This is a genomic window from Nordella sp. HKS 07, from assembly GCF_011046735.1.
Lineage (GTDB): Bacteria > Pseudomonadota > Alphaproteobacteria > Rhizobiales > Aestuariivirgaceae > Taklimakanibacter.
This window is the reverse complement of sequence record NZ_CP049258.1, coordinates 5,215,803-5,238,071: the sequence shown is the minus strand read 5'-3', so window position 1 is coordinate 5,238,071 and position 22,269 is coordinate 5,215,803. Positions and strand designations below refer to the sequence as shown.

The window sequence follows — 22,269 nt, the reverse complement described above, 5'->3', positions numbered from 1 at the left end:
TGCCGTCATGACCCAAGCCTCCCGCTCGAAACGCGTCTCCGGCTCCGCTCGCGCCGATCTGGTCATCAGTCTGCTTCTCGTCGCCGCCGCCGTCGCCCTCCCCTTCCTGGTCGATAGCCGCTACGTGCTCGGCCAAGTCGTGCTGGCGCTGTTCTACGCGACCATCGCTTCGCAGTGGAACCTGCTCTTCGGGTTCTCCGGCATCTTCTCGCTGGTCCAAATGGCGATCTTCGCCTTCGGCGGCTACGTGACCGCGATGATCTGCTTCTATTTCGGCTGGAACGTCTGGGCAGCCCTCCTGCCCGGTGCGCTCGCCGCCGTCGTCTTCTCCCTCATCATCGGCCTCGCCTGCCTCAGGCTCACCGGCGTCTATGTCGCGCTGCTGACGCTCGCGATCGCCCAGACCATGTATCTGCTCATCGTCACCGATACCGAGTGCTTCACCATGGTCGGCTCGATCTGCCGGCAGTTCACCGGCGGAGCGGTCGGATTTGCCCGCTTCGGCGACCTCGGAACCCGGGCGCTGCTCAAGGGCCAGTGGCTCGTCGGCAACTACGCGATCGTGGCAGCGCTCTTCGCCGTCACGATGACCTTCACCTATGTCATCGTCAAAAGCCCGATCGGTCTCGCCTTCAGGGCGCTGAAGGACAATCCCGGCTATGCGGTGGCGCGCGGCGTCAACCGCTTCCAGGCGCAGCTTCTCGTCTTCGGCATCTCCGCCTTCTTCACGGGGCTGGCCGGCGGCTTTTACGCGGCGCATTTCCAGGCCATCGGTCCGGGCATTCTGTCCCTGTCGCAGCTCCTGTTCATCATCGCGATCGCCGTGGTCGGGGGCGTCGGCACATTCTGGGGGCCGCTCGTCGGCACCGTCGTGCTGGTGGCTGCGGACGAACTGATGCGGGAGATGGGCGAGTTCCGCACCCTCGGCCTCGGCCTCATCATTGCACTATCCGTCATCCTCATGCCGAAGGGTCTCGTCGGCCGGCTGGGTGACCTCGTGCACTGGCTGCGCCACAGGAACGGCACGGCGCCGAAGACCAAATTTCAGGAGAATCCGGCCGCGGCTGGGAAATGAGGGGTTCCATGTACGACACGATCATCATCGGCGCCGGCTCCGCCGGCTGTGTGCTCGCAAACCGTCTGAGCGCGGATCCGGACCGCAAGGTCCTCGTGCTCGAGGCGGGCCGGTCCGCCCCGATCGCCAGCGATGTTCCCGCCGACTGGGTGACGATGTTCAACACCAGCGCGGACTGGGGCTACTACACCGAACCGCAGGCCGGCTGCCGCGGCCGCCGCATCTTCTGGCCGCGCGGCAAGATGATCGGCGGCTCCGGCGCCCTCAACGCCATGATCTATATCCGCGGCCTGCCGTCGGACTATGACGGATGGGAAGCGATGGGCTGCGCAGGTTGGGGCTGGAAGGACGTGTTCCCTGTCTTCCGTTATTCGGAAGCCAATGCCGATATCAGGAATAGCCCCTACCATGGCAATGAGGGCCTGCTGCATATCGGCAACGTGCCCTATGTCGATGTGTATGAGCGGATGTGGATCGAGGCCGCGGAAGCGGCGGGCTACGCATACAATCCCGACTATAATGGCGAGAAGCAGGAGGGCGTCGGCCTCTTCCAGTTCACCATCAAGAACGGCGAGCGCTGGGGCACCGGCAAGGCCTATCTGCGCCCTGCCCTCGAACGACCGAACCTGACGCTCAAGTCCGGGGTGCTCGTCACGGGGCTGATCATCGAGAACGGCCGCGTCAAGGGCGTGAAGTACCTTGCCGACGGCATTCCGGCGACGGCCTATGCCGAAAGCGAGGTCGTGCTGTCCTCGGGCGCTGTGGGTTCGGCGCAACTTCTTCTGCTATCGGGCATCGGCCCGGCCGATGAGCTCAAGGCCGTAGGCGTCGATCCCGTCCATGATCTGCCGGGCGTCGGCAAGGACCTGCAGGACCACCTCAATATCCCGATCACCTTCTACACGAACGAACCGATGGGCATCGGCGCCTGGACCGAGGACATCATCGCCAAGAGCTTCGAGGAATGGCGTGACCGGCGTACCGGCATCCGCACCTCGCCCTGGGTGGCCTCGGGCGGCCATGTCTGCAGCCGCCCCGGTATCGAACCCGACCTCCAACTCTACGGCGCCATCAGCCCGCACCGCGACTATGCCCGCTTCCTCGCCGGCCAGTCCGGCATCACGACGCACTCGACGCTCCAGCGGCCGAACAGCCGCGGCGAGATCAAGCTGCGCTCCGCCAATCCGATCGAACACCCTTCTATCGATCCGAAGTATTTCGTGAGCGACCCGGAGGGCCTCGACCTCGCCACCATGGTCGAAGGGGTCAAGATCAACCGCCGCATCATGCAGCAGTCGCCGGTCAAGCAACTCATCGCCTGCGAGGTCACGCCCAGCGCCGAATGCCGGACGGATGAGGAGATCGCGAATTATGTGCGCGGCCATATGACGACGCTCTATCATCCCTCGTCGAGCTGCCGCATGGGCACGGACGCGATGGCCGTGACCGATCCCGCCACCCTCAAGGTGCACGGTCTCGAAGGGATCCGCGTCAGCGACGCCTCGGTGATTCCAAAGATGGTCTCGGGAAATCTCAACGCGCCGACCATCATGATCGCCGAACGTGCCGCGCTGATGATCGTCGGCGGCTAGAGCATCGGCCCGAGTTCGTCTCAAGCGCCCGGTTTGACCGCGATCTTGCGGACCTTGCTCGTAGCCTCGGGCAGCTTGGGCAGGGTGATCTTGAGTACGCCCTTGTCGAAGCTCGCCTCGACCTTGCCGGCATCGATGCCGACCGGGAGCATGAAGGAACGTTGAAACATGCCGTATGAGCGCTCATTCAGATGGTAGTTCTTCTGCTTGTCTTCCTTCTCCGCCTTCTTCTCGGCCTTGATGGTAAGCATGTCGTCCTTCAGCGCTATATCGATATCCTCGGGCGCCGCCCCCGGGAGTTCGGCCGTCACCTCGAAGGCCTTGTCCGTCTCCGCGACGTCAAGGGTGACCAACATGAAGCCGCTCCCGGCATCACCCAGTCTTGGCATTCCCAGCGAGAAATCCTCGAACAGGTGGTCGATCTCGCGCTGAAGTGAACGAAACATGTCGAGCCCCGCATTGGAGCGATTACCGAACATTTGCGGCAAGTGAGCCTTGTTCATGCGTTTTTCCTCCTTCATGGCGGGGCGCGGTCCAGAAGAGGGCGCGCCAGGCTTGGGGTTCATCGATTCAGGGCGAACCGTTCTGAATTGCCCGTGATGAGGTGAATGGAATCAACGGAATCGCGACGGCAAAGTTCCGGACTCTTGCTTAGGCCCACGGGGCACGCCAAATAGGGACCCCATGGCCAGATCATCCTCGCAATTCGTCTGTCAATCCTGTGGCGCCGTCTCGTCGAAATGGGCGGGGCGCTGCGACAATTGCGGCGAATGGAATTCGATCGTCGAGGAATCGGCACCGACGCCGCTGTCGGGCGCCAAGGGGGCGAGCCTGCCCAAGGGCCGTGCTTCCCGCCTCGTCGGGCTCAAAGGCGAAAGCGCCGCCCCGGCACGCATTGAAACCGGCATCGCCGAGCTCGACCGGGTGGCGGGCGGTGGCTTCGTGCCGGGCTCGGGCGTGCTGATCGGCGGCGATCCCGGCATCGGCAAATCGACGCTGCTGCTGCAGGCCATGGCGGCACTTGCCAATCGCGGGCGCCGGGTGATCTATGTTTCGGGCGAAGAGGCGATCGCGCAGGTGAGGCTCAGGGCCGAGCGGCTCGGTATCGCCGATACCTCGGTGCTGCTCGCCGCCGAGACCAATGCCGCCGACATCGTCGCCACGCTCGGCGAGGGCGAGCCCCCCGCCATCGCGGTCATCGACTCGATCCAGACCGTCTGGTCGCCCAATATCGATGCCGCCCCGGGCACCGTCTCGCAGCTCAAGGCCGGCTCGGAAGCCCTCATCCGCTTCGCCAAGCAGAAGGGCACCAGCATTCTCCTCGTCGGCCATGTCACCAAGGACGGCCAGATCGCCGGCCCCAAGGTCATCGAGCATATGGTCGATACGGTCCTTTATTTCGAAGGTGACCGCGGCCATCAGTACCGCATCCTGCGGGCGGTCAAGAACCGCTTCGGTCCGACCGACGAGATCGGTGTGTTCGAGATGTCGGATGGCGGCCTCAAGGAAGTGGCCAACCCGTCACGGCTGTTCATGGGTTCGGGCGAGCACCCGACCCCGGGGTCCGCCGTCTTCGCCGGCGTGGAAGGCACCCGGCCCCTCCTCATCGAAGTGCAGGCCCTCGTCTCGCCCTCGCCTTTCGGCAATCCCAGGCGAACCGTCGTCGGCTGGGACGCCAACCGGCTCGCCATGGTGCTGGCGGTGCTGGAAGCGCGCGCCGGCGTTCAGATCGGCAATCACGATGTCTATCTGAATGTGGCTGGCGGCCTCAAAGTAAAGGAAACCGCGGCCGACCTCGCCGTCGCTGCCGCCCTCCTTTCATCGCTCACGGGCACCATCGTGCCGCATGGAACGACGGTTTTCGGCGAAATCGCGCTCTCCGGCGCCATCCGTCCGGTGAGCCTCGCGGAGGCACGTGTCAAAGAAGCACATAAACTCGGCCTGAAGGAGGCCGTGACCGCCGCCCGGCCCGAGCTTGTCGGCCCGAAGGGCTTTAAAATCAAGCCGTTGGAGACCATCGCCGACCTTGTTGCCTGGGCCGCCGCCCAGCCCAAGGGGCTCGCCCGAATCGCCTAGCCCATGCCACAAAAGCTGCTTATAAGATCGCGTTCAACCTCCATCGCACGGACTGGCTAATGCCGTTTCAACTGCTTGATCTCATTCTTGCCGGCATCATGATCATTTCGGGCCTCCTCGCCCTGATGCGCGGCTTCACCCGCGAGGTGCTCTCCCTCGTCGCCTGGGGTGCGGCGGCGGTCGGCGCCTATTTCGCCATCCGCTCGCCGGAGATGGTCGGTTTCGCCAGCCAGTATCTGCAGCCCGAAATCGTCGCCAAGATCGCCGTCGGCGGCGCGATCTTCCTCATCGTCCTCATCGTCGTCTCGCTGATCAGCGTGAAACTCTCCGATGTGGTTGTCGACTCGGCCGCCGGCGCCTTCGACCGGACGCTGGGTTTCTTCTACGGCCTGGCGCGCGGCCTCGTGCTGGTCGTCATCGCCTATCTGTTTTATGGCTGGCTCATTCCCTTCGACCGTCAGGAAGACTGGGTGAAGAACGCCCGCACGCTGCCGGTGATCCAGTCGGTCGGTGAAGTCATCCTGTCACTGGTGCCGCCCGACATCGCCGAAACGCTTACCAATTCCTCCATCCTCACCAACCAGGCGCCAGCGTCCACACAGCAGCCGCCCGCCGCGCAGACCGGCACCGGCGACGCGACGACGCCCGACGAAGAAGGCTACAAGAAGAACGAATCGCAGGGCCTCGATCAGTTGATCCAGGGAACGCAGGGCCAGCAGCAACAGCAGCAGCAGAACTCGCCGCCTCCCGATAATCAGGAGCAGCCGGATTTCGGCGGCCAGAGCAACCCCAATTGAGGACTTTCGCGATGGCGGCGCCCAATCCCGTACTCAATTTCGATCTCGACGGTGACACGCTGCGTGAGGAATGCGGCGTGTTCGGCATTTTCGGCCATGACGACGCCGCTGCCCTCACGGCGCTCGGCCTGCATGCTTTGCAGCATCGCGGCCAGGAAGCGGCCGGCATTGTCGCCTTCAACGGCGAGCGCTTTCATTCAGAACGCCGGCTCGGCCTCGTCGGCGATCATTTCTCGAAAGAGAGCGCCATCAAGCGCCTTCAGGGCCGCGTGGCGCTCGGCCATGTGCGCTACTCGACGACGGGCGAAACCATCCTGCGCAATGTGCAACCGCTCTTCGCCGAACTGGCGACCGGCGGCCTCGCCGTCGCGCATAACGGCAATCTCACCAACGGCCTGACGCTCCGGCGCGATCTCGTGGCGCAAGGCGCCATCTGCCAGTCGACGTCGGACACCGAGGTCATCCTGCATCTGGTGGCGCGCTCGCAGAAGCCGCGCATCGTCGAGCGCTATATCGACGCGCTCAGGGCCCTCGAGGGCGCTTACTCGCTGGTCGCCATGACCAACAAGAAGCTCATCGGCGCACGTGATCCGCTCGGCATCCGCCCGCTGATCCTCGGCGAACTCAACGGCGCCTATATCCTCTGCTCGGAGACTTGCGCGCTCGACATCATCGGCGCCCGTTTCGTGCGCGAGGTCGAGAACGGCGAGGTGGTCGTCATCTCCGAGGAGGGCGTCGAATCCCTGCGCCCCTTCCCGCGCATGCAGGCGCGTCCCTGTGTCTTCGAATATGTCTACTTCTCGCGCCCTGACAGCATCCTCGGCGGACGTTCGGTCTATGAAGTGCGCAAGCAGTTCGGCCGTCAGCTCGCCCAGGAGGCCCCGGCCGACGTCGATGTCGTCATCCCGGTGCCGGATTCGGGCGTGCCCGCGGCACTCGGCTTTGCGCAACAGGCCGGTATTCCCTTCGAGCTCGGCATCATCCGCAACCACTATGTTGGGCGCACTTTCATCGAGCCGACGCAGACCATCCGGGCGCTCGGCGTGAAGCTCAAGCACAACGCCAATCGCGCGGTGATCAACGGCAAGCGCGTCCTGCTCGTCGACGACTCAATCGTGCGCGGCACCACGTCGGTGAAAATCGTGCGCATGATGTATGAGGCGGGTGCTCGCGAAGTTCATATGCGCATCGCCTGCCCGCCGATCCGGCATCCCGACTTCTACGGCATCGACACGCCGGAGCAGAAGGCGCTGCTCGCCGCCACGCACACGCTGGAGGAGATGCGCGACTATATCGGCGTCGCCTCCCTCGCCTTCCTCTCGGTCGATGGCCTCTACCGCGCAGTGGGCTATGACGGGCGCGATCCGGTGCGGCCGCAATTCACCGATCATTGCTTCACCGGCGATTATCCCACTCACCTGACCGACATTATCGGCGAATCGGCCAAGCAGCAGCTTTCGCTTCTCGCAGAGGCCGGCTGAAGGACATCATGACCAGAGAACTTGAGAACCGCATCGCGGTCGTCACCGGTGCGTCGCGCGGTATTGGCAAGGCCGCCGCCCTCGCCTTGGCCAGACAGGGCGCCCATGTCGTGGCGCTCGCCCGCACCCAGGGCGGGCTCGAGGAACTCGACGACGAGATCAAGGCCCTGGGCGGCAGCGCCACGCTGGTGCCCGCCGACGTCAAGGACTATGCGGCCATCGACCGGCTGGGCGCCGCCATCCACGAACGCTGGGGCCGCCTCGACATCCTGATCGGCAATGCCGGCGTGCTCGGCAAACTCTCGCCTTTGGGCCACATCGAGCCCAAGACCTGGGACGAGGTGATGGCGGTCAATGTCACGGCCAACTGGCGGCTCATCCGCTCGCTCGACCCGCTGCTGAAGCGCTCGGAAGACGGACGCGCCATTTTCGTTACCTCTGGCTCGGCGCAGAAGGCTTTTGCCTATTGGGGCGTCTATTCGACATCGAAGGCGGCGCTCGAAACCCTGGTCAGGACCTATGCGGCGGAAATCGCCACCACCAAGGTGACGGCGAACATGTTCAGTCCGGGTCCCACGGCCACGCGCATGCGGGCGCTTGCCATGCCGGGCGAAGATCCGGATAAGCTGCCGACGGCCGATGATGTGGCGGGACAGCTGGTCGAGATGTGTCTTCCCTCCTTCAAGGCCAATGGCGCGACCTACAAATACGCGCCGACCGGACTGTTCAAGTTCCGGGGCTAGCCGTTCAATCCCCTCTCTCCCTGCGGGGGAGAGGGCGAATGCACTCCGTCTCTGGGCGAGCCGAGCGACTGAGCCAATTCAATCTGATCGAATCCCATCAGGCTGCGTCGAACCGGACTGGCGCGATCGGCACATTCATTGTCGCCTATATTCTACATCATCGTCGCGCCCAGTGTTGACGCTTCGCGGATTCTCGCCTAGCTTTTTGTCATACAAATAAGAAAAGGCGGTTCAACATTTGCCGCTCGCGGGTGCCGCTGCGGCATCATCATGGGAGGAAGCATATGAAACGTCTGCTGATGGCCGGCGCCGCTTTCGCGATGGCCTTATCCGTCACGTTGAGCGCGGGTGCTCAGGACAAGAAGACCCTGGCGTTCGTCGTCAATGGCGCGTCCGACTTCTGGAAGATCGCCGAAGCCGGCGTCAAGAAGGCGCAAGAAGAACTTCCCAACTACACGCTCGAATTCAAATACCCGGAACAGTCTTCGGCCGCCATCCAGCAGCGCCTGATGGACGATCTCGTCGCCGCCGGCGTCTCGGCCATCATGGTGAGCGCCGTCGATCCCAAGACATCGACGGATGCGCTCGACCGCGTCGCCGGCCAGGTTCTGCTGTTCACCACCGACAGCGATGCGCCGCAATCCAAGCGCGTCGCCTATATCGGCAGCTCGAATGTCGAGCTCGGCAAGGACGCCGGCAAGCTCATGCTGAAGGCCCTCCCCGACGGCGGCAAGTGCATAGGCTTCGTCGGTCTGCCGGGCGCCGATAACGCCCGCGAACGGATAGAGGGCGTGCAGACGACAATCAAAGGATCCAAGGTCGAACTGGTCGATGTGCGCGGCGACGACATCGATTTCGCTCGCGCCAAGCGCAATGTCGCCGACGCGCTGTCGGCGATGCCGGATGTCGCCTGCATGGTCGGATTCTATTCGTATAATACGCCGTTCATCTACGAGACCCTCAAGGAATCCGGCAAGCTTGGCCAGATCAAGATCATCGGATTCGACGAGGACCCGGTGACGCTCGGTGGCGTGCGCGAAGGCGCGATCGTAGGCACGGTCGTCCAGAACCCCTATGAATGGGGCTATCAGGGCATGAAGCTGATGGCGAAATATCTGGATGGCGACAAATCCGGTATTCCCGGAGACGGTCTCATCATCGTCCCCGGCCAGGTCATCGACAAGGCGAATGTAGACAGCTTCGAGGCTGAGCTCAAAGCCCGGATCGGAAAATAGCGCAGGGGAGCCTGCCGGCACCCGCTTGTGCCGGCAGGTATTCCGGGTCAAGCTCCGGGGCAAGATGGCCGATCCGTTTCTCGAGCTCGTCGACATCAGCAAGTCCTATCCGGGCGTCGTCGCCCTGAAAGGCGTGACGCTCAGCGTGACACCAGGCGAGGTCATCGGCCTTGTCGGCGAGAACGGCGCCGGCAAATCGACCCTGATGCGCATATTGGGGGGCGTCGTCGCGCCAGACCACGGTGTGCTGCGGATCGACGGGAGCGAACGGGCGGCGATGACCATCGACGCGGCGTCCAAGGCCGGTATCGCCTTCGTGCATCAGGAACTCAATCTCTTCGATAATCTCGATGTCGCGGCCAATGTGTTCATCGGCCGCGAGCCCCGCGGGCGCGCGCCGCTCCGGCTCATCGACACCCAGGCTACGCGGCAGCGCACCGAGCCCCTGCTCGGCAAGCTCGGCGCCGATTTCGCGCCGACAAGCCTGGTGGCCGGCCTTTCACTGGCGCAGCGCCAGCTCGTTGAAATCGCCAAGGCTCTGTCCTTCGCCGCGCGTCTGGTCATCATGGACGAGCCGACCTCGAGCCTCACCGTCAACGAAACCAACCGGCTTCTGAAGATAATCGCCGATCTGAAAGCCGGCGGCGTCAGCGTGATCTTCATTTCCCACCGGCTGCAGGAGGTCGAGCGCTGCGCCGACCGCGTCATCGTCCTGCGCGACGGCCGAAAGGTGGGCGAGCTCGCCGGTACCGGCATCCAGCATGATGCGATGATCCGGCTCATGATCGGCCGCGATCTGAAATCGCTCTATATCCCGCCCAAGGCGGCGCCGGGCGATGAAGCCCTTACGCTCGTGGGGTTGCGCACCCTCACCTTTCCGGATAAGGCGGTCGATCTCGCCGTCAGGCAAGGCGAAATACTGGGTCTCGCCGGCCTGGTCGGCTCGGGCCGCACCGAAGTGGCCCGCGTCGTCTTCGGCATCGATCCCACGCCCGGCGGCGAGATCCGTCTCAACGGAGATCCGATCCGCATCGCCCGGCCGCGCGAGGCCATCGACAAGGGCATCTTTCTCGTTCCGGAGGATCGCAAGCAGTTCGGCCTCCTGCTCGATGTGTCGATCAGCCAGAACATCTCCCTGCCGGATCTGACGAACTATGCCGAGGCGGGACTGGTCAAGCCCGGGCGCGAGGACGCCAATGCCATGCGCCAGAAGGACCGTCTCAATATCAGGGCTCCCAGTGTCGAGGTCGCCGCCGGAGCGCTTTCGGGCGGCAACCAGCAGAAGGTCGTGCTGGCGAAATGGCTGTCGATGAAGCCACAAGTCATCATCTTCGACGAACCCACGCGCGGCGTCGATGTCGGCGCCAAGCAGGAGATCTATGAATTGATGCGCGCCTTGAGCGACGCCGGCGTCGCCATCCTGATGATTTCCAGCGACATGGAGGAAGTGATCGGCGTCAGCGACCGGATCGCCGTGATGCATGAGGGGCGCATCAGCGGGCTGCTCGAACGCAATCGTTTCAGCGAAGACAACGTGCTCAGACTGGCGGTCGGAAAGACGCTCAACTAGAGCGCATCCCGCGAAAGTTGCTCGACTTTCGCGAAAAGGAAGCGCTCCAGATAATATGTAGTCGAGCCTTTTTATCCCGTTTTGATCGAATCCCTTGATTCGATCAAAACGGGAAAGGCTCTGAAGCATCGGGCCGAAAAGTGTGACACGCTATTCCGGCAGCCCGATGCGCAACAGAAAGTTCTAAGTTCGCCATGCTCAAGAAAGACCTGGGCCTCCTCATCCTCATCATCGTGGTCTCGGCCACGGTCGCCTTCATCAATCCGCGCTTCCTGCTGCCGGCCAACTTATCCAACACGATGAACCTCATCGGCCTCTATGGGATATTCTCGATCGGCGTCGGCCTCGTCATCATTACCGGTGGCATCGAGCTTTCCGTCGGCTCCATGTTCGCCCTGCTCGGCGTGATCTTCGTCGACCTGCTCTCCAACTATGAGATCAACTGGGCCATCGCCTTCCTGCTCATCGTCGTCGCCGGACTGATCCTCGGCGCCTGGCATGGCTTCCTCGTCACACGAATGGGGCTCCAGCCTTTCATCGTCACTCTATGCGGGCTTCTCATCTATCGCGGCATAGCGCGCTTCTATACCGAGGATGCCACTGCGGGCTTTCCGTTCGGCGCCTCCTATCCGGCGCTTCAATGGCTGACCACCGGGCGCACCTTCGGCATCCCGCACAGCTTCATCGCATTCATCATCATCGCCATCATCATGGGCATCGTGCTGCACCGTTCCGTCTTCGGGCGTTATCTCTTCGCGGTCGGCAAGAACGAGGAAGCCGCGCGCTATTCCGGCATCCCCACCAAGCGCATCATATCATCGGCCTATATCATCTGCGGCGGCCTGGCCGGCCTCGCCGCCGTGTTCCTGACCCTTTACACCCGCTCCATCTCGCCGGCTTCGCACGGAAATTTTTACGAGCTCTATGCGATCGCCGCGGCGGTGCTGGGCGGCTGCAGCCTCAGGGGTGGCGAAGGCTCGATCCTCGGCATCGTATTGGGTACGATCCTGCTTCAGGTGCTGCAGAACCTGGTCAATCTGCTCGGCATTCCGAGCTCGCTCAATTTCGCCGTCATCGGCACCGTGATCCTGTTCGGCGTCCTGGCCGACCAGCAGATCGCCCGCTATGGCGGTTTCACCCAGTTCTTCCGCCGCAAACCGGCGCCGCAACCCATTCCGGAAAAGCAGGGCTAGACTAGAGCATGATCCGGAAAGCTTGTGGTCGGGCTTGACCCGACCATGCGTGCGGTTTTCGGGAAAGCCGATGCGCAAAATCAAAGAGATAGAGCGCCGGGCCGATTACACGAGAACCCCCGGCGCTCTAAAGCCTTGACTATCCGCGCGCGGACATGGAATTGGAGAATTTCATCATCGGAGAATTGCCTTGAACGACTCTGTCGGCGGGCTTGTGCGAATGACCCGTCTTAGGAAGAGAACAGATGGAAATTCCCTGCTCCTGAGCACCGGAATTTGACTAAGCCATTGATATAGTTTGATTCCCACCCGAGTTTCGCGATAATTCCCTGCAAATCCCTGCAAATCCCTGTTTTTTGCCTTGGACTGCACTGGACTGCACCCCGAGGGTGCGACAGGCCAATTGAGTGACACGGTTTTCGGAGGAGCAACCGTAGCGCATGCGGCTGCCCCGTATGACCACTCGCGGGCACCGACGATGCCCTCCGCGCGCTCCTGTCAGACCGAAAATCCCAAAGCGCGCAAATCGCGGGTCAGGGCCTCAGGCGAGGTGAAATGCACGGCATGCATGCCGGCGGCGCGCGCGCCCTCGACATTGCGCAGGCTGTCGTCGATGAACACCGCTGTCTCGGGTATCACCTTGTAGCGTTCGAAGAAGAGATCGAAGATCTCGCGGTCGGGCTTCAGCATGCGCTCATCGCCCGACACCACGATGCCGGCAAAGCTCTTGAGGAACGGGAAGCGCTCGAGCGCCTCGCGGAACTTGTCCTGGTTCCAGTTGGTGATGGCATAAATCGGTACATTGTTGTGTCTGAGCGCATCGAGAATAGCGACCGTCCCCTCGATGGGCCCCGAAATCGTTTCGTGCCACAACTCGTCATAGGCTCGGATCATCGGATGCCATTGCGCCGGATGCTCCTTCACCAGGAGGTCGACCGCGTCCTTGAAGCTCCGCCCCCTGTCCTGCTCGACATTCCAGGCCGGGGTGCAGATGTTTGCCAGGAACCACTCCATCTCCGTCTCGCGGTCCGCGAAGAAGCGGCGGTAAAGATGACGCGGGTCCCAGGAGACGAGAACATTGCCGATATCGAAGACGACTGTGGTCGGACTGGCGGTCATCTCTTATCCTTGTCGAACGGGTTGCGGCTGCCGCGCCGGTTGAAGCGCAAGGGTGTGCCCCAGAGCTCGAAGGTTTCGCGCAGGCCGTTCATCAGATAACGCACATAGGTCTCGGGCAAATGATCGAGCTGATTGCCGAAGAGGGAGAAGGTCGGCGGCCGCGAGCGCACCTGCGTCGCATATCTGATCTTGATGCGTCGCCCCGACGGCGCCGGCGGCGGGTTGCGCTCCAACATGGTCTCGAGCCAGCGATTGAGCTGCCCCGTCGAGATGCGGCTGTTCCATTTCTCGACCGCGGCGAGGACCGCCTCCATCAGCCGGTCGAGGCCTTTCTCGTGCAGCGCCGAAAGGGGAACGATGGTGACACCACGGATCTCGGGCAGGATGTCGGCGATGTCGTCCTTGACCTGCTTGAGGCGCTTCGGCTTGTCCTCGACAAGATCCCATTTCGACAGCGCCAGCACCACGGCTCTGCCTTCTTGTGCCGCGAGATCGGCAAGGGTGAGATCCTGGCGTTCGATATCGATCGAGGCGTCGATCAAGACGACGACGGCATCGGCGAAGCGAATGGCGCGCAGACCGTCGGCCACCGCGAGCTTCTCGACCTTGCCGGTGACACGCGATTTACGTCTGATGCCGGCCGTGTCCCACAGCATGACTTGCTTGTCGCGCCAGGTCCAGTCGATGGCGATGGCGTCGCGCGTGATGCCGGCCTCGGGGCCTGTCAGAACGCGCTCGGAGCCGAGCAAAGCATTGACCAGGGTGGATTTGCCGGCATTGGGCTGGCCGATGATGGCGAGCTTGAGGGGCTTGTCCTCGGCCTCATCTTCGTCCGTTTCATCGCTTTCCTCGGCGCTCTTCACGTAAGGCTCGAGCGCCTCGTAAAGCTCGTTCATGCCGTCGCCATGCTCGGCCGAAATGGCGATCGGATCGCCCAGCCCCAACGAGAAGGCTTCAAGGGCGCCGGACTCCCCGGCACGGCCTTCCGCCTTGTTGGCGAGCACCAGGACCGGTTTGCCGTGGCGCCTCAGCTTGGCGGCGAATTCGCGGTCGACCGGCGTGACGCCGGCCCTGGCATCGATGACGAACAGGCACACATCGGCATCGGCGATCGCCGCTTCCGACTGGGCGCTCATCCGGTCTTCGAGGCTGCCGCGCGGCGCCGCATCGAGACCGGCCGTGTCGAAGAGACGGAAGGTCAGATCGGCGAGATGCGCTTCCCCCTCCCGGCGGTCGCGGGTGACGCCAGGCTGATCATCGACCAGCGCCAGCTTGCGGCCGACCAGCCGGTTGAACAGCGTCGATTTGCCGACGTTGGGTCGGCCCAGGATTGCGACTTTTGCTTGCATGATGAGTGTTCTAGAGCATCGGACCGAAAAGTGCGAAGCGGTTTTCGGAGAGTCCGATGCGCAAATCAAAGAGATAGAGCGCCGAGGTAATCCATGACAACGCCCGGCGCCCTAGCGCAGCGCGATCAGCTGGGCATCGTCGGAAAGCAGATACACCGTGCCGTTGGCGATGACGGGAGCGATATAGAAGGCATCGCTCAGCTTCGTCGTGTTCAATACCTCACCGGTCTGCGCGGAGATGCTGGCGAGCTGGCCATCGGAGCTTACCGCCAGCAGGCGTCCGCCACCCAGAACCGGACCGGCCCAGACCTTGCCCGGCAGGTCCTTGCTCCAGCGCACGCCGCCGGTGCGCCGCGACAGCGCCATCAGGGTCTTGCCGTTGATGATGACGAAGACATGATCGCCCGCCACCCACGGCGTCTGCGATCCGGAGATGTCGCGCGTCCACTGCCGATCGCCGTTCTGCAAAGCGAAGGCCCCCATGCGGCCGGCATTGGAAATGGCGATGACCTGATCGCCATCGATGACCGGGCGGCCGGCGACACTGCCAATATTGGTGGCGGTCGCGGCGGGATCAGAGGAGGTCAAAGCATCGCTCCAGGCCTCGAGACCGTCGCTCGCGGTGAAGGCGATGATCTCGCCGGCCGTGGTGGGAATGACGACTAAGCCCTGCGAGACGGCCGGGCTCGGGCTCGACGCGATGGTGGCTTGCCCGCCGGTGCCTTGATACTTCCACACCTCACTGCCGTCGCTGGCCCGGAGCGCGAAAACCTCATTGCTCGAGCCGGTGAAATAGATCGTGCCGTTGGCGACCGTCGGCGCGGCGCGCACCGGGGCGCCTAACTTCTTGCGCCAGAGTACGGCGCCGGTCGCCGCATCGAGCGCCAAAGCCTCGCCAAAGACCGAGGTGGCATAGATGCGCTGGCCGTCGGAAGCGAGGCCGCCGCCGAAAGCGCGGGTGCTCTTGCCTTCCGGAATGAGCGAGACGCGCCAGGCCTGGCCGCCGCTCGACGTGCGGATCGCCGTCACATTGCTGCGCGAGTCGAGCACATAGGCGGTGCCGCCGACAATAATGGGGCTCGCCACGATGCGGCCATCGCCCGAGGTCCCCTCGCCCGCATTGGCGGACCAGGCACGCGACAGATTGGCGCCGGCGGAGAGATTACCGAAGGAATTGGTTGCCTGGCCTCCGGGCTGCGGCCAGCTGGCATTGGTCTCGGCGGTCGGAATGACAATGGGCTCGCTCGACGTCTCGCCCTGGGCAGCGGTGGACTCGCCCGAGGACAGGACGCTCTCGCGCTTGCCGGGCAGCACCACGTCCTTCTCACCGGTGACGCCCTCGAGCAGCTTCGAGGCCGAGCCGCAGCCGGTGAGGAAAAGCGATGTCGCCAGGAGCGGCCAGAGCCGAGAAAATCGCATGTTCAGCCCTTACTTTTTGGCGGTCAGAAGCGGTGTGATCACTTCGAGCAGCATCTGGGCACGCTGGCGCAATTCCAGCGACACGCCCTGATCGGAGATGATGGCATTGAGATAGCGGTCAGCCATGGTGTAATCGCCGGTACGATAGGCGGCCAGCGCGAAGATTTCGCGCGCCAGGCCGCGCCATGGGCTCGTCTCATTGTCGAAGGAGCCGAGCCGGCTGATCAGCTCCGCCGGCGCCAGCTTGTCGGTCAGGGCGTAGCCGGCACGCAGGCGCGCCAGATCGCGCAGCGACTGCTCATTCTTCTGATCATTGGCGATCTTGTCATAGAGCGCCACGGCCTCATCGGTCTTGCCACCCGCCGCGAGAGCGGCGGCGCGGCGCAGATCTGCAAGCTTGGCGTAGCCCGAGTGGTTGATGGCGGCGAAAGCCCCCTGGGCGTCGGCGATCTTGCCGTCCTGCAGCTTCTGAACGCCATCGGCAAAGATCTGTGCGGCCGTCTCCGATTGGGTCAACTGCCAGTATTGCCAGCCCTTGAAGCCCGCCACGGCGAGCACTACGGCTACTGCCAAGACTGTGAAATAGCTGCCATATTTGGTCCAGAGCTTCTTGAATTGGTCTTGGCGGACTTCTTCGTCCACTTCTCTGAATAGCGATTCATCGCTCACTGATTGGGCTCCCGACCTGCCGTCTATAACGCTTTGATGAAGCTGCTAATTTAGCCAAACGGCCAAATCAAGGCAAATTACGCACCGACCTCGAAAGAGGACATCAGGCCGGAATCGATCCGTTCCGCGATTGTACTCTGGATGCCCCAGCGGCCCGGATTGTCGGCCACGAAAACCAATTTCACCTGTCTTTCCGCTGGAATGACCGCCGTGTCACGCCAGGGCGTGGGCTGCTCGTCGATCACCCGCCAGACATGTCCGTGGATATGGAGCGGCTGGTCAAACCTTGTACGGTTGTCGACCTCGAGGACCACCGTCTCGCCGCGGGTGAAGCTCATCCAGGGCTCCGGAGTAAGCCCCGCCGTGCCGTTTATAGCCCAGGCCATGCGTTTTTCGAGCAGCGCCCGCAAATCGAGCTTCTCCCCGGCATAGACGGCCCCGGTCATTCCGCCTTTCTCGCCCCCTTCGAGCACAAAGGGCACGATGTTCGCCTTTGCCATATCGAGGGTCGTGGAAATGGGGTTGGGTGGCAACGCAAAATTATCGGGCAGCACGATTTCGGCCGCCGCCCCCTTGCGGTTGAGATAGGCCGCCTCGATGACATCCTCGAACAGATTGACCGCCAAAGTGAGGTTTTCCTCGCTTTCCGCCAGCAGCAGGTCGCTCCTTTGTCCGGGCGCCAGGACGAGGCCGTTATTGCCCAGTTGGCGCGGCGGCACCGGCTGGCCGTCCTCGGAAATGATCAGAGGGTCGGCCCCCTTGATGAGGATCGACATGGTACGGACATTGGCGGCATTAAGGATACGCAGGCGCACCAAGCCGGTCGGAATGTCGATCTTGGGGCGATAGGCGCCATTGACGGTGAACCAGTTGCCGAGCCGGCCCTGGCCGATCGCATCCTCGAGATTGCCGAAAGTCGTGGTGTCGATCTGGCCGTCATCTGTCAACTGCCAGTCGTCGAAGGTTAGCGGCAGATCGGCAAAGGCGGGGACCGGCTCCTTCTCCAGGACCTCGACAAGGGCATAGAGCCCGATTTCACGCTGGCGTGAGACATCGGCGACAGGCGAAAGCCAGAATGTTCCAGCATCGGGCGGGGTGAAGACGCAATCGAAGGCATTGTCCTCACCCGGCACCACCGAGATGCTCATCATCTCGGATGGACCGCGCAGGCCGTACCAATGGAGCGCCATCGGCCTGTCGAGTAAATTGACGAAACGTACCTTGAACTCCTCGCCCTGCTTGGCGCGCAGCACCGGGGGCGGCCACTGCCCGGAGAGGCTTTGGAGCTTCGTCGCGGGACTATCGGCTTCCATGAGCCGGCCGGCGGTCGGGCTGGCCGTCAGCACGATGAAACCGTCTTCCGCCGTCTGCGCCTCAAGACGGTGAGGTAGGGCGGCCAGCGCCGCACCGCCGACAATGAACGAACGCCTAGAGAGGATCATCGATCATCCCGTTCCGATTCGGAATCTTTATAGCAATTCCGCGTCATCCTGACTTCGGATTGTTTCAATCCCAAGTCCGCAATCCAAACTCATAGTGATCTAGTGTGCTGAACGCGAAGTTCCTGATATCAGGCGGCTGCACCGACAGGAACTTCGCGTTCAAAAGCACACTAGAATCATTAGGTTTTCTAGTGTCCTTCCGAATCCGAAGTTCGCTCGGAAGCTCCCGCTGGCTGTGGCGAACTTCGGATTTGGGACACTAGCTAGTGATCGGATAATGACTTCTTGCCGGCTGGCCAGATGATGGCCGCACCGGTCGGATCGGCTTGCGCGTCAGTCCTTGGTTTCGTAGATATTGGCCTTGCCGGGGAAGCTCCGTGCACGGACTTCCGTGGCATAGGAGCTGATCGCCCTGTCGATGGCCTTGCCGATTTCGCCGAATTCGCGCACGAATTTCGGCACGCGCGGCGAGAGGCCCAGCATGTCCTCCATCACGAGGATCTGACCATCGCATTCGGCCGACGCACCGATGCCGATGGTCGGGATCGGAATGGCCTTGGTGATGCGGGCGGCGAGCGGTTCCACCACCGCCTCGAGCACGACGCAGAAAGCGCCGGCCTCGGTGACGATGCGGGCGTCTTCTTCGATTTCCGCCCACTGGTCGCGCTTGCGGCCCTGTGTCTTGAAGCCGCCCAGGACATTGATCGATTGTGGCGTGAGGCCGATATGGGCGACGATCGGAATGCCGCGCTCGACGAGGAAGCGGATGGTCTCGCCCATGCGCCGCCCGCCTTCGAGCTTGATCGCCCCGCACTGCGTCTCCTTGACGATGCGGGCGGCATTGCGGAAGGCCTGGGCCGGGCTTTCCTCATAGGTGCCGAAGGGCATGTCGACGACGACCAGCGCCCGCTTGGTCCCGCGCATCACGGCGCGACCGTGGATGATCATAAGCTCCAACGGCACCGGCAAGGTCGATTCAAAGCCATGCATGACCATGCCGAGCGTGTCGCCGACCAGCAGGAAGTCGACATATTTGTCGGCGATCGCCGCGGTGTGGGCGTGATACGAAGTCAAGGCGACGATCGGATCGCCCCCCTTGCGCGCGGTGATGTCGGGAGCGGTGAGACGCTTCTGATCGGTATGTAGTGACATGGCGGGCAAACCTATCGCGGTTGCGTTTGCCGAGCAATCGTTTTTGTGCACCGCACAATATCTATTATAACGTCAGCGTCACCACCGGCACACCGGTAAAGAGCGGGTGCAGTTGCGCGAAAACGCCATAAAGCGCCACGCCCATGATGATCGAGATCGCGTCGTGACCCTGGCGGATATCGGGCGACGGCCGCACGCCATTGGCATAACCAAGCCCCAGATGCGCCAGCGCATAGAGCAGCATGCCGCCAAAGAGTATGAGGCTGGCAAGATCGCCATTGGCAAACAGATGGCCCACCGACCAGAAGACGACGCCCCAGGCCAAGGGCAACCGCAGTTTCTGGCGCAGATTGCCGCGGAACAGGAAGATCGCCAGGCAAAGAAAGGCGAATAGAACGAGGACGAAGGTCACGGTGCGGCCCCAGCTCGGCGTCTCATAGATGATCTCGACCGGCGCTCCGCGCCAGCCGAGCACAATGAGAATAAGCGGCAGAGCTGAGACGACGCCAAAGCCCGGCCCATGGAATTTGCCGAAGCGCCGGCGCAGCGCCTCCTTGGCCTCGGGCAATGCGAGTGTCAGATGGCAGACAGCGAAGAGCGCCACGCCTAGAGCGAGAAGAATCATACGATGATGGGCAGATTAAAGACGTAAGGATGGATGACGAACAGGAAGATCGCATAGAGGACGATGCCGACGATCACGGCGATCACATCGGATCTCAGCCTCGGCTCATGGGTGGGAACCTTACCGCGTGCCGTCGAGAGGATGATGTCGATCACCGCCAGCGCCAGGATCGCTCCGAACATCACGACACCGGGCCGGTCGCCGTTGGCGAGCAGATGCGCCACCGCCCACAGTCCGATGCCGATCGACATAGGCTGCTTCAGCCAGCGTTTCAGATAGCCCTTGCCATGCGAAGCGCCGACGAAGATGAAGCCGAGGAGAACCAGCGTCATCGCGGCATGGCGAGTCCACGGGGCTGGCGTATAGAGATAGTCGTCGCCTTCGAGCATGCCGCGCGTGGTGTAGAAGCCATAGATCATCAGCGCGAGACCGAGGAGCGACACGAGCGAGAACACGCCCTTGTAAGGCCCCTCGCCCAGACTGCCGCTGAGACTATCGCGCAAGCGCGGATTGAGCATCACAACAAGATGTGCGCCGACGAAGATGACGATACCAATAATCAACAGGCTCATGATTCCTCACCAGCTATTATGAAGCAAAAGTCGGGGCGTCAGCATCAGCGACCATAGAAGCGGCAGCGCCAGCCCTTGCTGGTCCAGTTGACCAGAAGGCTCGATGCGTTGAACTGATCTCGGCAAAGGTTGAAGGCCTCCGACCGCGACATCGGCTTGCGCCCCTTCTTACCCTCGCCGAGGCAGATCGCTGTTTCTCGGTCCCCGCCATTCTGCACCTTGATGGGATAACGGCTGTAGAGCGTCGAACAGGCCCAGGCCTGCTGGTCCATCTTGATGTCCCAATCCTTGGCATGGGCTCCGGCCAACGGCAATGACAGGCCGACGCCCACCCCGGATAGGAGGAGAGCTGCCCGAAGGGCGACAGGAAACCGCATGATTCTGACCCGATGATCCATTGCCGGCCATCCTGCCATCAAAAAGAGAGCAGGTGAAGCGCGGCGGAACCGCTCAGTAGTTGCCCGAATAGAGACACATCCAACGGCCGTTCCGCTTCTGCATGACGATCATCTTGGGGTTGAGCGTGCGCTTGCAGTATTCATAGACTTCCTTGCGCGACGCCGTCTCACTCGGCCCCTGCTGACACACGATCTCGCCGTTCTTCTTGATGACGACATCGCTGACCTCATTGCCATACTTGGCCCGGCAGGCGGCCATCGCCTGCTTTTTCGATACGCCTGCTTCGGCTTCGCCTAGCAGTCCTGCCGTCATGAAGGCGGACAGAGCAAGCGCGAACGCTGCATTGAGGACCGCCGTCCCGCTCGACGTCATATTATACTCCCGTTGCTTGTATGATGATCAGTAGCGCCCATAGTAACGGCACAAACATCCGTCCTTGGTCTTGCGGAGCAGGACGGTCGTTGCGCTGTATTTCTTCCGGCAGGATTCGAAGGCCTCCTCGCGCGTCATCTCGCGCCGGACCATCCACTCGCACCTGACTTTGCCGTCCTTCTGCACAATGGCATTGACGACTTTCTTGCCATATTGAGCCCGGCAGGCCGCAAGGGCCTCCTTCTGGGTCGGTTTCGCAGCGTTGGATGTTTCAACCATGCCACCCAGCGCAGCCCCGACAACGAGCGCAGCTACCACGTGGGCGCGCTTCGCCTTCCGCCATGTCATGAAAGCCCCCGAAAGTTGCTCACTGACATTACGACGGCTCCAGGCTAACGCAACGAAAATGTTAATAATTGCAATTTCACTTGCAACAATTGTTATCTTTGCATAATTACATGCTGTCGAGTTAAGGTCGCCGGAGGAATCATGTCCATCGTCACCCTGGTGCAAAGCGTCGCCGACACCTTGACCCCATCCGAGCGCATGCTCGTGAAGGAAGTCATGGCGCGGCCGCGCGAGATCGCACTCAGCACGGCGGGGGAACTGGCGGAGCGCGCCGGCGTGCATGAGGCGACAGCCTCGCGCTTGGCGCGCAAACTTGGCTTCGAAAGCTATGCCGATTTTCGCGATGCCATTCGCGACGAATTCATTGTGCGCACGGATCCGGCTGTTCGCATGCGCAACACGCTCGCTCATTCGCGCGGCAATTCGATACTGGGCGGGTTGATCGCCCAGGAGATCGAAGCCCTGACGGCGCTCCCCGATTTCATCGGCGACGATCGGCTGAAGGCGGCGGCGCGTCAGCTCACCGACCGCCGCAAGATCTTCATCTTCGCGCGCGGCAATGCCGAAAGCCTTGCGGTGCTGATGGAACGCCGCCTGCGGCGGATGGCAATCGACGCCATCTTGTTGAATGGCGACAGCCGCGACGTGGCCGAGCGTCTGCTGGCGCTCAACGCAGACGACGCTCTCCTCGCTTTTGCCTTCCGGCGCCAGCCCCGTCATTATCAGGCGGTGATCGAGCATGCGCGGAAAGTCGGCGCCTTCACGCTTGCAATCGCGGGCTCTATCGGTCCGGCCCTGGCGCCCGCGGCCGACATGCTGCTCTCCGCGCCTCGTTCAGGCGCGCCCGACGGCTTCCAGACCCTCACCGTCCCGATGGCGATCTGCAACGGGCTGATCCTGCAACTGGCGGAAACGGCGGAGCGGCGCTCTCTGGTACGGCTCGAGGAACTCGGCCGCCTTATCAGCACCTTCGAAGACACCTGAGACCGCGCATGGCTGCAATCACCAATGTCGCTCACCTTGAGACTGCAAGCTAACATG

General features: G+C 62.6%; 22 protein-coding genes. 10 read left to right on the top strand and 12 right to left on the bottom strand.

The window, feature by feature from the left end:
- The first annotated feature begins 7 nt into the window (after positions 1–7).
- Positions 8–1,075, top strand: coding sequence for a branched-chain amino acid ABC transporter permease (locus G5V57_RS24635; protein ID WP_165170335.1), 1,068 nt, complete (start codon positions 8–10; stop codon positions 1,073–1,075).
- 8 nt (positions 1,076–1,083) lie between these two features.
- Positions 1,084–2,667, top strand: a complete 1,584-nt coding sequence (locus tag G5V57_RS24630) for a GMC family oxidoreductase (protein WP_165170334.1) — start codon at positions 1,084–1,086, stop codon at positions 2,665–2,667.
- Between the two features lie 20 nt (positions 2,668–2,687).
- Here G5V57_RS24630 and G5V57_RS24625 read toward each other — a convergent pair whose 3' ends face one another.
- A complete protein-coding gene (locus tag G5V57_RS24625) occupies positions 2,688–3,170 on the bottom strand; it encodes an Hsp20/alpha crystallin family protein (protein WP_246737350.1) in 483 nt (160 codons plus the stop codon).
- A gap of 181 nt (positions 3,171–3,351) precedes the next feature.
- Between G5V57_RS24625 and radA the strand changes: the two genes are divergently transcribed.
- The 7 genes from radA (at position 3,352) to G5V57_RS24590 (ending at position 11,762) form a co-directional block, all read left to right on the top strand.
- A complete protein-coding gene (gene radA / locus G5V57_RS24620) occupies positions 3,352–4,743 on the top strand; it encodes a DNA repair protein RadA (protein WP_165170332.1) in 1,392 nt (463 codons plus the stop codon).
- Positions 4,744–4,802: 59 nt separating this feature from the next.
- The gene (locus G5V57_RS24615; RefSeq protein WP_165170330.1) at positions 4,803–5,540 is read left to right on the top strand and encodes a CvpA family protein; all 738 of its coding nucleotides are present in this window, start codon (positions 4,803–4,805) and stop codon (positions 5,538–5,540) included.
- A gap of 11 nt (positions 5,541–5,551) precedes the next feature.
- Positions 5,552–7,021, top strand: coding sequence for an amidophosphoribosyltransferase (gene purF / locus G5V57_RS24610; protein ID WP_165170328.1), 1,470 nt, complete (start codon positions 5,552–5,554; stop codon positions 7,019–7,021).
- Between the two features lie 8 nt (positions 7,022–7,029).
- The gene (locus G5V57_RS24605; RefSeq protein WP_165170326.1) at positions 7,030–7,764 is read left to right on the top strand and encodes an SDR family NAD(P)-dependent oxidoreductase; all 735 of its coding nucleotides are present in this window, start codon (positions 7,030–7,032) and stop codon (positions 7,762–7,764) included.
- Between the two features lie 284 nt (positions 7,765–8,048).
- On the top strand, positions 8,049–8,999 hold the full coding sequence (locus G5V57_RS24600; protein ID WP_165170324.1) for a sugar-binding protein: 951 nt from the start codon (positions 8,049–8,051) through the stop codon (positions 8,997–8,999).
- A gap of 64 nt (positions 9,000–9,063) precedes the next feature.
- On the top strand, positions 9,064–10,569 hold the full coding sequence (locus G5V57_RS24595) for a sugar ABC transporter ATP-binding protein (protein WP_165170322.1): 1,506 nt from the start codon (positions 9,064–9,066) through the stop codon (positions 10,567–10,569).
- Between the two features lie 194 nt (positions 10,570–10,763).
- Complete coding sequence (locus tag G5V57_RS24590; protein ID WP_165170320.1) at positions 10,764–11,762, top strand: ABC transporter permease; 999 nt, start codon at positions 10,764–10,766, stop codon at positions 11,760–11,762.
- A 498-nt stretch (positions 11,763–12,260) separates the two neighbouring features.
- Here the strand turns inward: G5V57_RS24590 and G5V57_RS24585 are convergent, their stop codons facing one another.
- From G5V57_RS24585 to G5V57_RS24535, 11 genes are all read right to left on the bottom strand, one after another.
- Entirely contained in the window at positions 12,261–12,881 is a 621-nt protein-coding gene (locus tag G5V57_RS24585) for an HAD family phosphatase (RefSeq protein WP_165170318.1), read from the bottom strand.
- A complete protein-coding gene (der, locus tag G5V57_RS24580; RefSeq protein WP_165170316.1) occupies positions 12,878–14,230 on the bottom strand; it encodes a ribosome biogenesis GTPase Der in 1,353 nt (450 codons plus the stop codon). The genes G5V57_RS24585 and der overlap by 4 nt, the downstream gene beginning before the upstream one ends.
- A 111-nt stretch (positions 14,231–14,341) precedes the next feature.
- Positions 14,342–15,649, bottom strand: a complete 1,308-nt coding sequence (locus G5V57_RS24575; protein ID WP_165170314.1) for a PQQ-binding-like beta-propeller repeat protein — start codon at positions 15,647–15,649, stop codon at positions 14,342–14,344.
- A 9-nt stretch (positions 15,650–15,658) separates the two neighbouring features.
- Complete coding sequence (locus G5V57_RS24570; RefSeq protein ID WP_165170312.1) at positions 15,659–16,318, bottom strand: tetratricopeptide repeat protein; 660 nt, start codon at positions 16,316–16,318, stop codon at positions 15,659–15,661.
- 77 nt (positions 16,319–16,395) lie between these two features.
- Positions 16,396–17,760 carry a multicopper oxidase family protein gene (locus tag G5V57_RS24565; protein WP_165170310.1) on the bottom strand — a complete coding sequence of 455 codons (1,365 nt, stop codon included), beginning with the start codon at positions 17,758–17,760 and terminating at the stop codon, positions 16,396–16,398.
- Positions 17,761–18,093: 333 nt separating this feature from the next.
- Positions 18,094–18,912, bottom strand: a complete 819-nt coding sequence (panB, locus tag G5V57_RS24560; protein ID WP_165170308.1) for a 3-methyl-2-oxobutanoate hydroxymethyltransferase — start codon at positions 18,910–18,912, stop codon at positions 18,094–18,096.
- Positions 18,913–18,976: 64 nt separating this feature from the next.
- Entirely contained in the window at positions 18,977–19,537 is a 561-nt protein-coding gene (locus G5V57_RS24555) for an NnrU family protein (protein WP_165170306.1), read from the bottom strand.
- Positions 19,534–20,109 carry an NnrU family protein gene (locus G5V57_RS24550; RefSeq protein WP_165170304.1) on the bottom strand — a complete coding sequence of 192 codons (576 nt, stop codon included), beginning with the start codon at positions 20,107–20,109 and terminating at the stop codon, positions 19,534–19,536. The genes G5V57_RS24555 and G5V57_RS24550 overlap by 4 nt, the downstream gene beginning before the upstream one ends.
- Positions 20,110–20,153: 44 nt before the next feature.
- A complete protein-coding gene (locus G5V57_RS24545; RefSeq protein WP_165170302.1) occupies positions 20,154–20,486 on the bottom strand; it encodes a hypothetical protein in 333 nt (110 codons plus the stop codon).
- Positions 20,487–20,559: 73 nt separating this feature from the next.
- Positions 20,560–20,880 (bottom strand): hypothetical protein, encoded by a 321-nt coding sequence (locus tag G5V57_RS24540; protein WP_165170301.1) that lies wholly within the window; start codon positions 20,878–20,880, stop codon positions 20,560–20,562.
- A 27-nt stretch (positions 20,881–20,907) separates the two neighbouring features.
- Complete coding sequence (locus tag G5V57_RS24535; RefSeq protein WP_165170299.1) at positions 20,908–21,228, bottom strand: hypothetical protein; 321 nt, start codon at positions 21,226–21,228, stop codon at positions 20,908–20,910.
- Between the two features lie 141 nt (positions 21,229–21,369).
- Here G5V57_RS24535 and G5V57_RS24530 point away from each other — a divergent pair, with 141 nt between their 5' ends.
- Complete coding sequence (locus tag G5V57_RS24530) at positions 21,370–22,212, top strand: MurR/RpiR family transcriptional regulator (RefSeq protein WP_165170297.1); 843 nt, start codon at positions 21,370–21,372, stop codon at positions 22,210–22,212.
- Positions 22,213–22,269: the final 57 nt, after the last annotated feature.

What these genes read in the sequence shown, in the direction of transcription:
- G5V57_RS24635 (WP_165170335.1), top strand. Translation starts at nt 8, where the DNA reads ATGACCCAAGCCTCCCGCTCGAAACGCGTCTCCGGCTCCGCTCGCGCC.
- G5V57_RS24630 (WP_165170334.1), top strand. Translation starts at nt 1,084, where the DNA reads ATGTACGACACGATCATCATCGGCGCCGGCTCCGCCGGCTGTGTGCTC.
- G5V57_RS24625 (WP_246737350.1), bottom strand. Translation starts at nt 3,170, where the DNA reads ATGAACAAGGCTCACTTGCCGCAAATGTTCGGTAATCGCTCCAATGCG.
- radA (WP_165170332.1), top strand. Translation starts at nt 3,352, where the DNA reads ATGGCCAGATCATCCTCGCAATTCGTCTGTCAATCCTGTGGCGCCGTC.
- G5V57_RS24615 (WP_165170330.1), top strand. Translation starts at nt 4,803, where the DNA reads ATGCCGTTTCAACTGCTTGATCTCATTCTTGCCGGCATCATGATCATT.
- purF (WP_165170328.1), top strand. Translation starts at nt 5,552, where the DNA reads ATGGCGGCGCCCAATCCCGTACTCAATTTCGATCTCGACGGTGACACG.
- G5V57_RS24605 (WP_165170326.1), top strand. Translation starts at nt 7,030, where the DNA reads ATGACCAGAGAACTTGAGAACCGCATCGCGGTCGTCACCGGTGCGTCG.
- G5V57_RS24600 (WP_165170324.1), top strand. Translation starts at nt 8,049, where the DNA reads ATGAAACGTCTGCTGATGGCCGGCGCCGCTTTCGCGATGGCCTTATCC.
- G5V57_RS24595 (WP_165170322.1), top strand. Translation starts at nt 9,064, where the DNA reads ATGGCCGATCCGTTTCTCGAGCTCGTCGACATCAGCAAGTCCTATCCG.
- G5V57_RS24590 (WP_165170320.1), top strand. Translation starts at nt 10,764, where the DNA reads ATGCTCAAGAAAGACCTGGGCCTCCTCATCCTCATCATCGTGGTCTCG.
- G5V57_RS24585 (WP_165170318.1), bottom strand. Translation starts at nt 12,881, where the DNA reads ATGACCGCCAGTCCGACCACAGTCGTCTTCGATATCGGCAATGTTCTC.
- der (WP_165170316.1), bottom strand. Translation starts at nt 14,230, where the DNA reads ATGCAAGCAAAAGTCGCAATCCTGGGCCGACCCAACGTCGGCAAATCG.
- G5V57_RS24575 (WP_165170314.1), bottom strand. Translation starts at nt 15,649, where the DNA reads ATGCGATTTTCTCGGCTCTGGCCGCTCCTGGCGACATCGCTTTTCCTC.
- G5V57_RS24565 (WP_165170310.1), bottom strand. Translation starts at nt 17,760, where the DNA reads ATGATCCTCTCTAGGCGTTCGTTCATTGTCGGCGGTGCGGCGCTGGCC.
- panB (WP_165170308.1), bottom strand. Translation starts at nt 18,912, where the DNA reads ATGTCACTACATACCGATCAGAAGCGTCTCACCGCTCCCGACATCACC.
- G5V57_RS24555 (WP_165170306.1), bottom strand. Translation starts at nt 19,537, where the DNA reads ATGATTCTTCTCGCTCTAGGCGTGGCGCTCTTCGCTGTCTGCCATCTG.
- G5V57_RS24550 (WP_165170304.1), bottom strand. Translation starts at nt 20,109, where the DNA reads ATGAGCCTGTTGATTATTGGTATCGTCATCTTCGTCGGCGCACATCTT.
- G5V57_RS24545 (WP_165170302.1), bottom strand. Translation starts at nt 20,486, where the DNA reads ATGCGGTTTCCTGTCGCCCTTCGGGCAGCTCTCCTCCTATCCGGGGTG.
- G5V57_RS24540 (WP_165170301.1), bottom strand. Translation starts at nt 20,880, where the DNA reads ATGACGTCGAGCGGGACGGCGGTCCTCAATGCAGCGTTCGCGCTTGCT.
- G5V57_RS24535 (WP_165170299.1), bottom strand. Translation starts at nt 21,228, where the DNA reads ATGACATGGCGGAAGGCGAAGCGCGCCCACGTGGTAGCTGCGCTCGTT.
- G5V57_RS24530 (WP_165170297.1), top strand. Translation starts at nt 21,370, where the DNA reads ATGTCCATCGTCACCCTGGTGCAAAGCGTCGCCGACACCTTGACCCCA.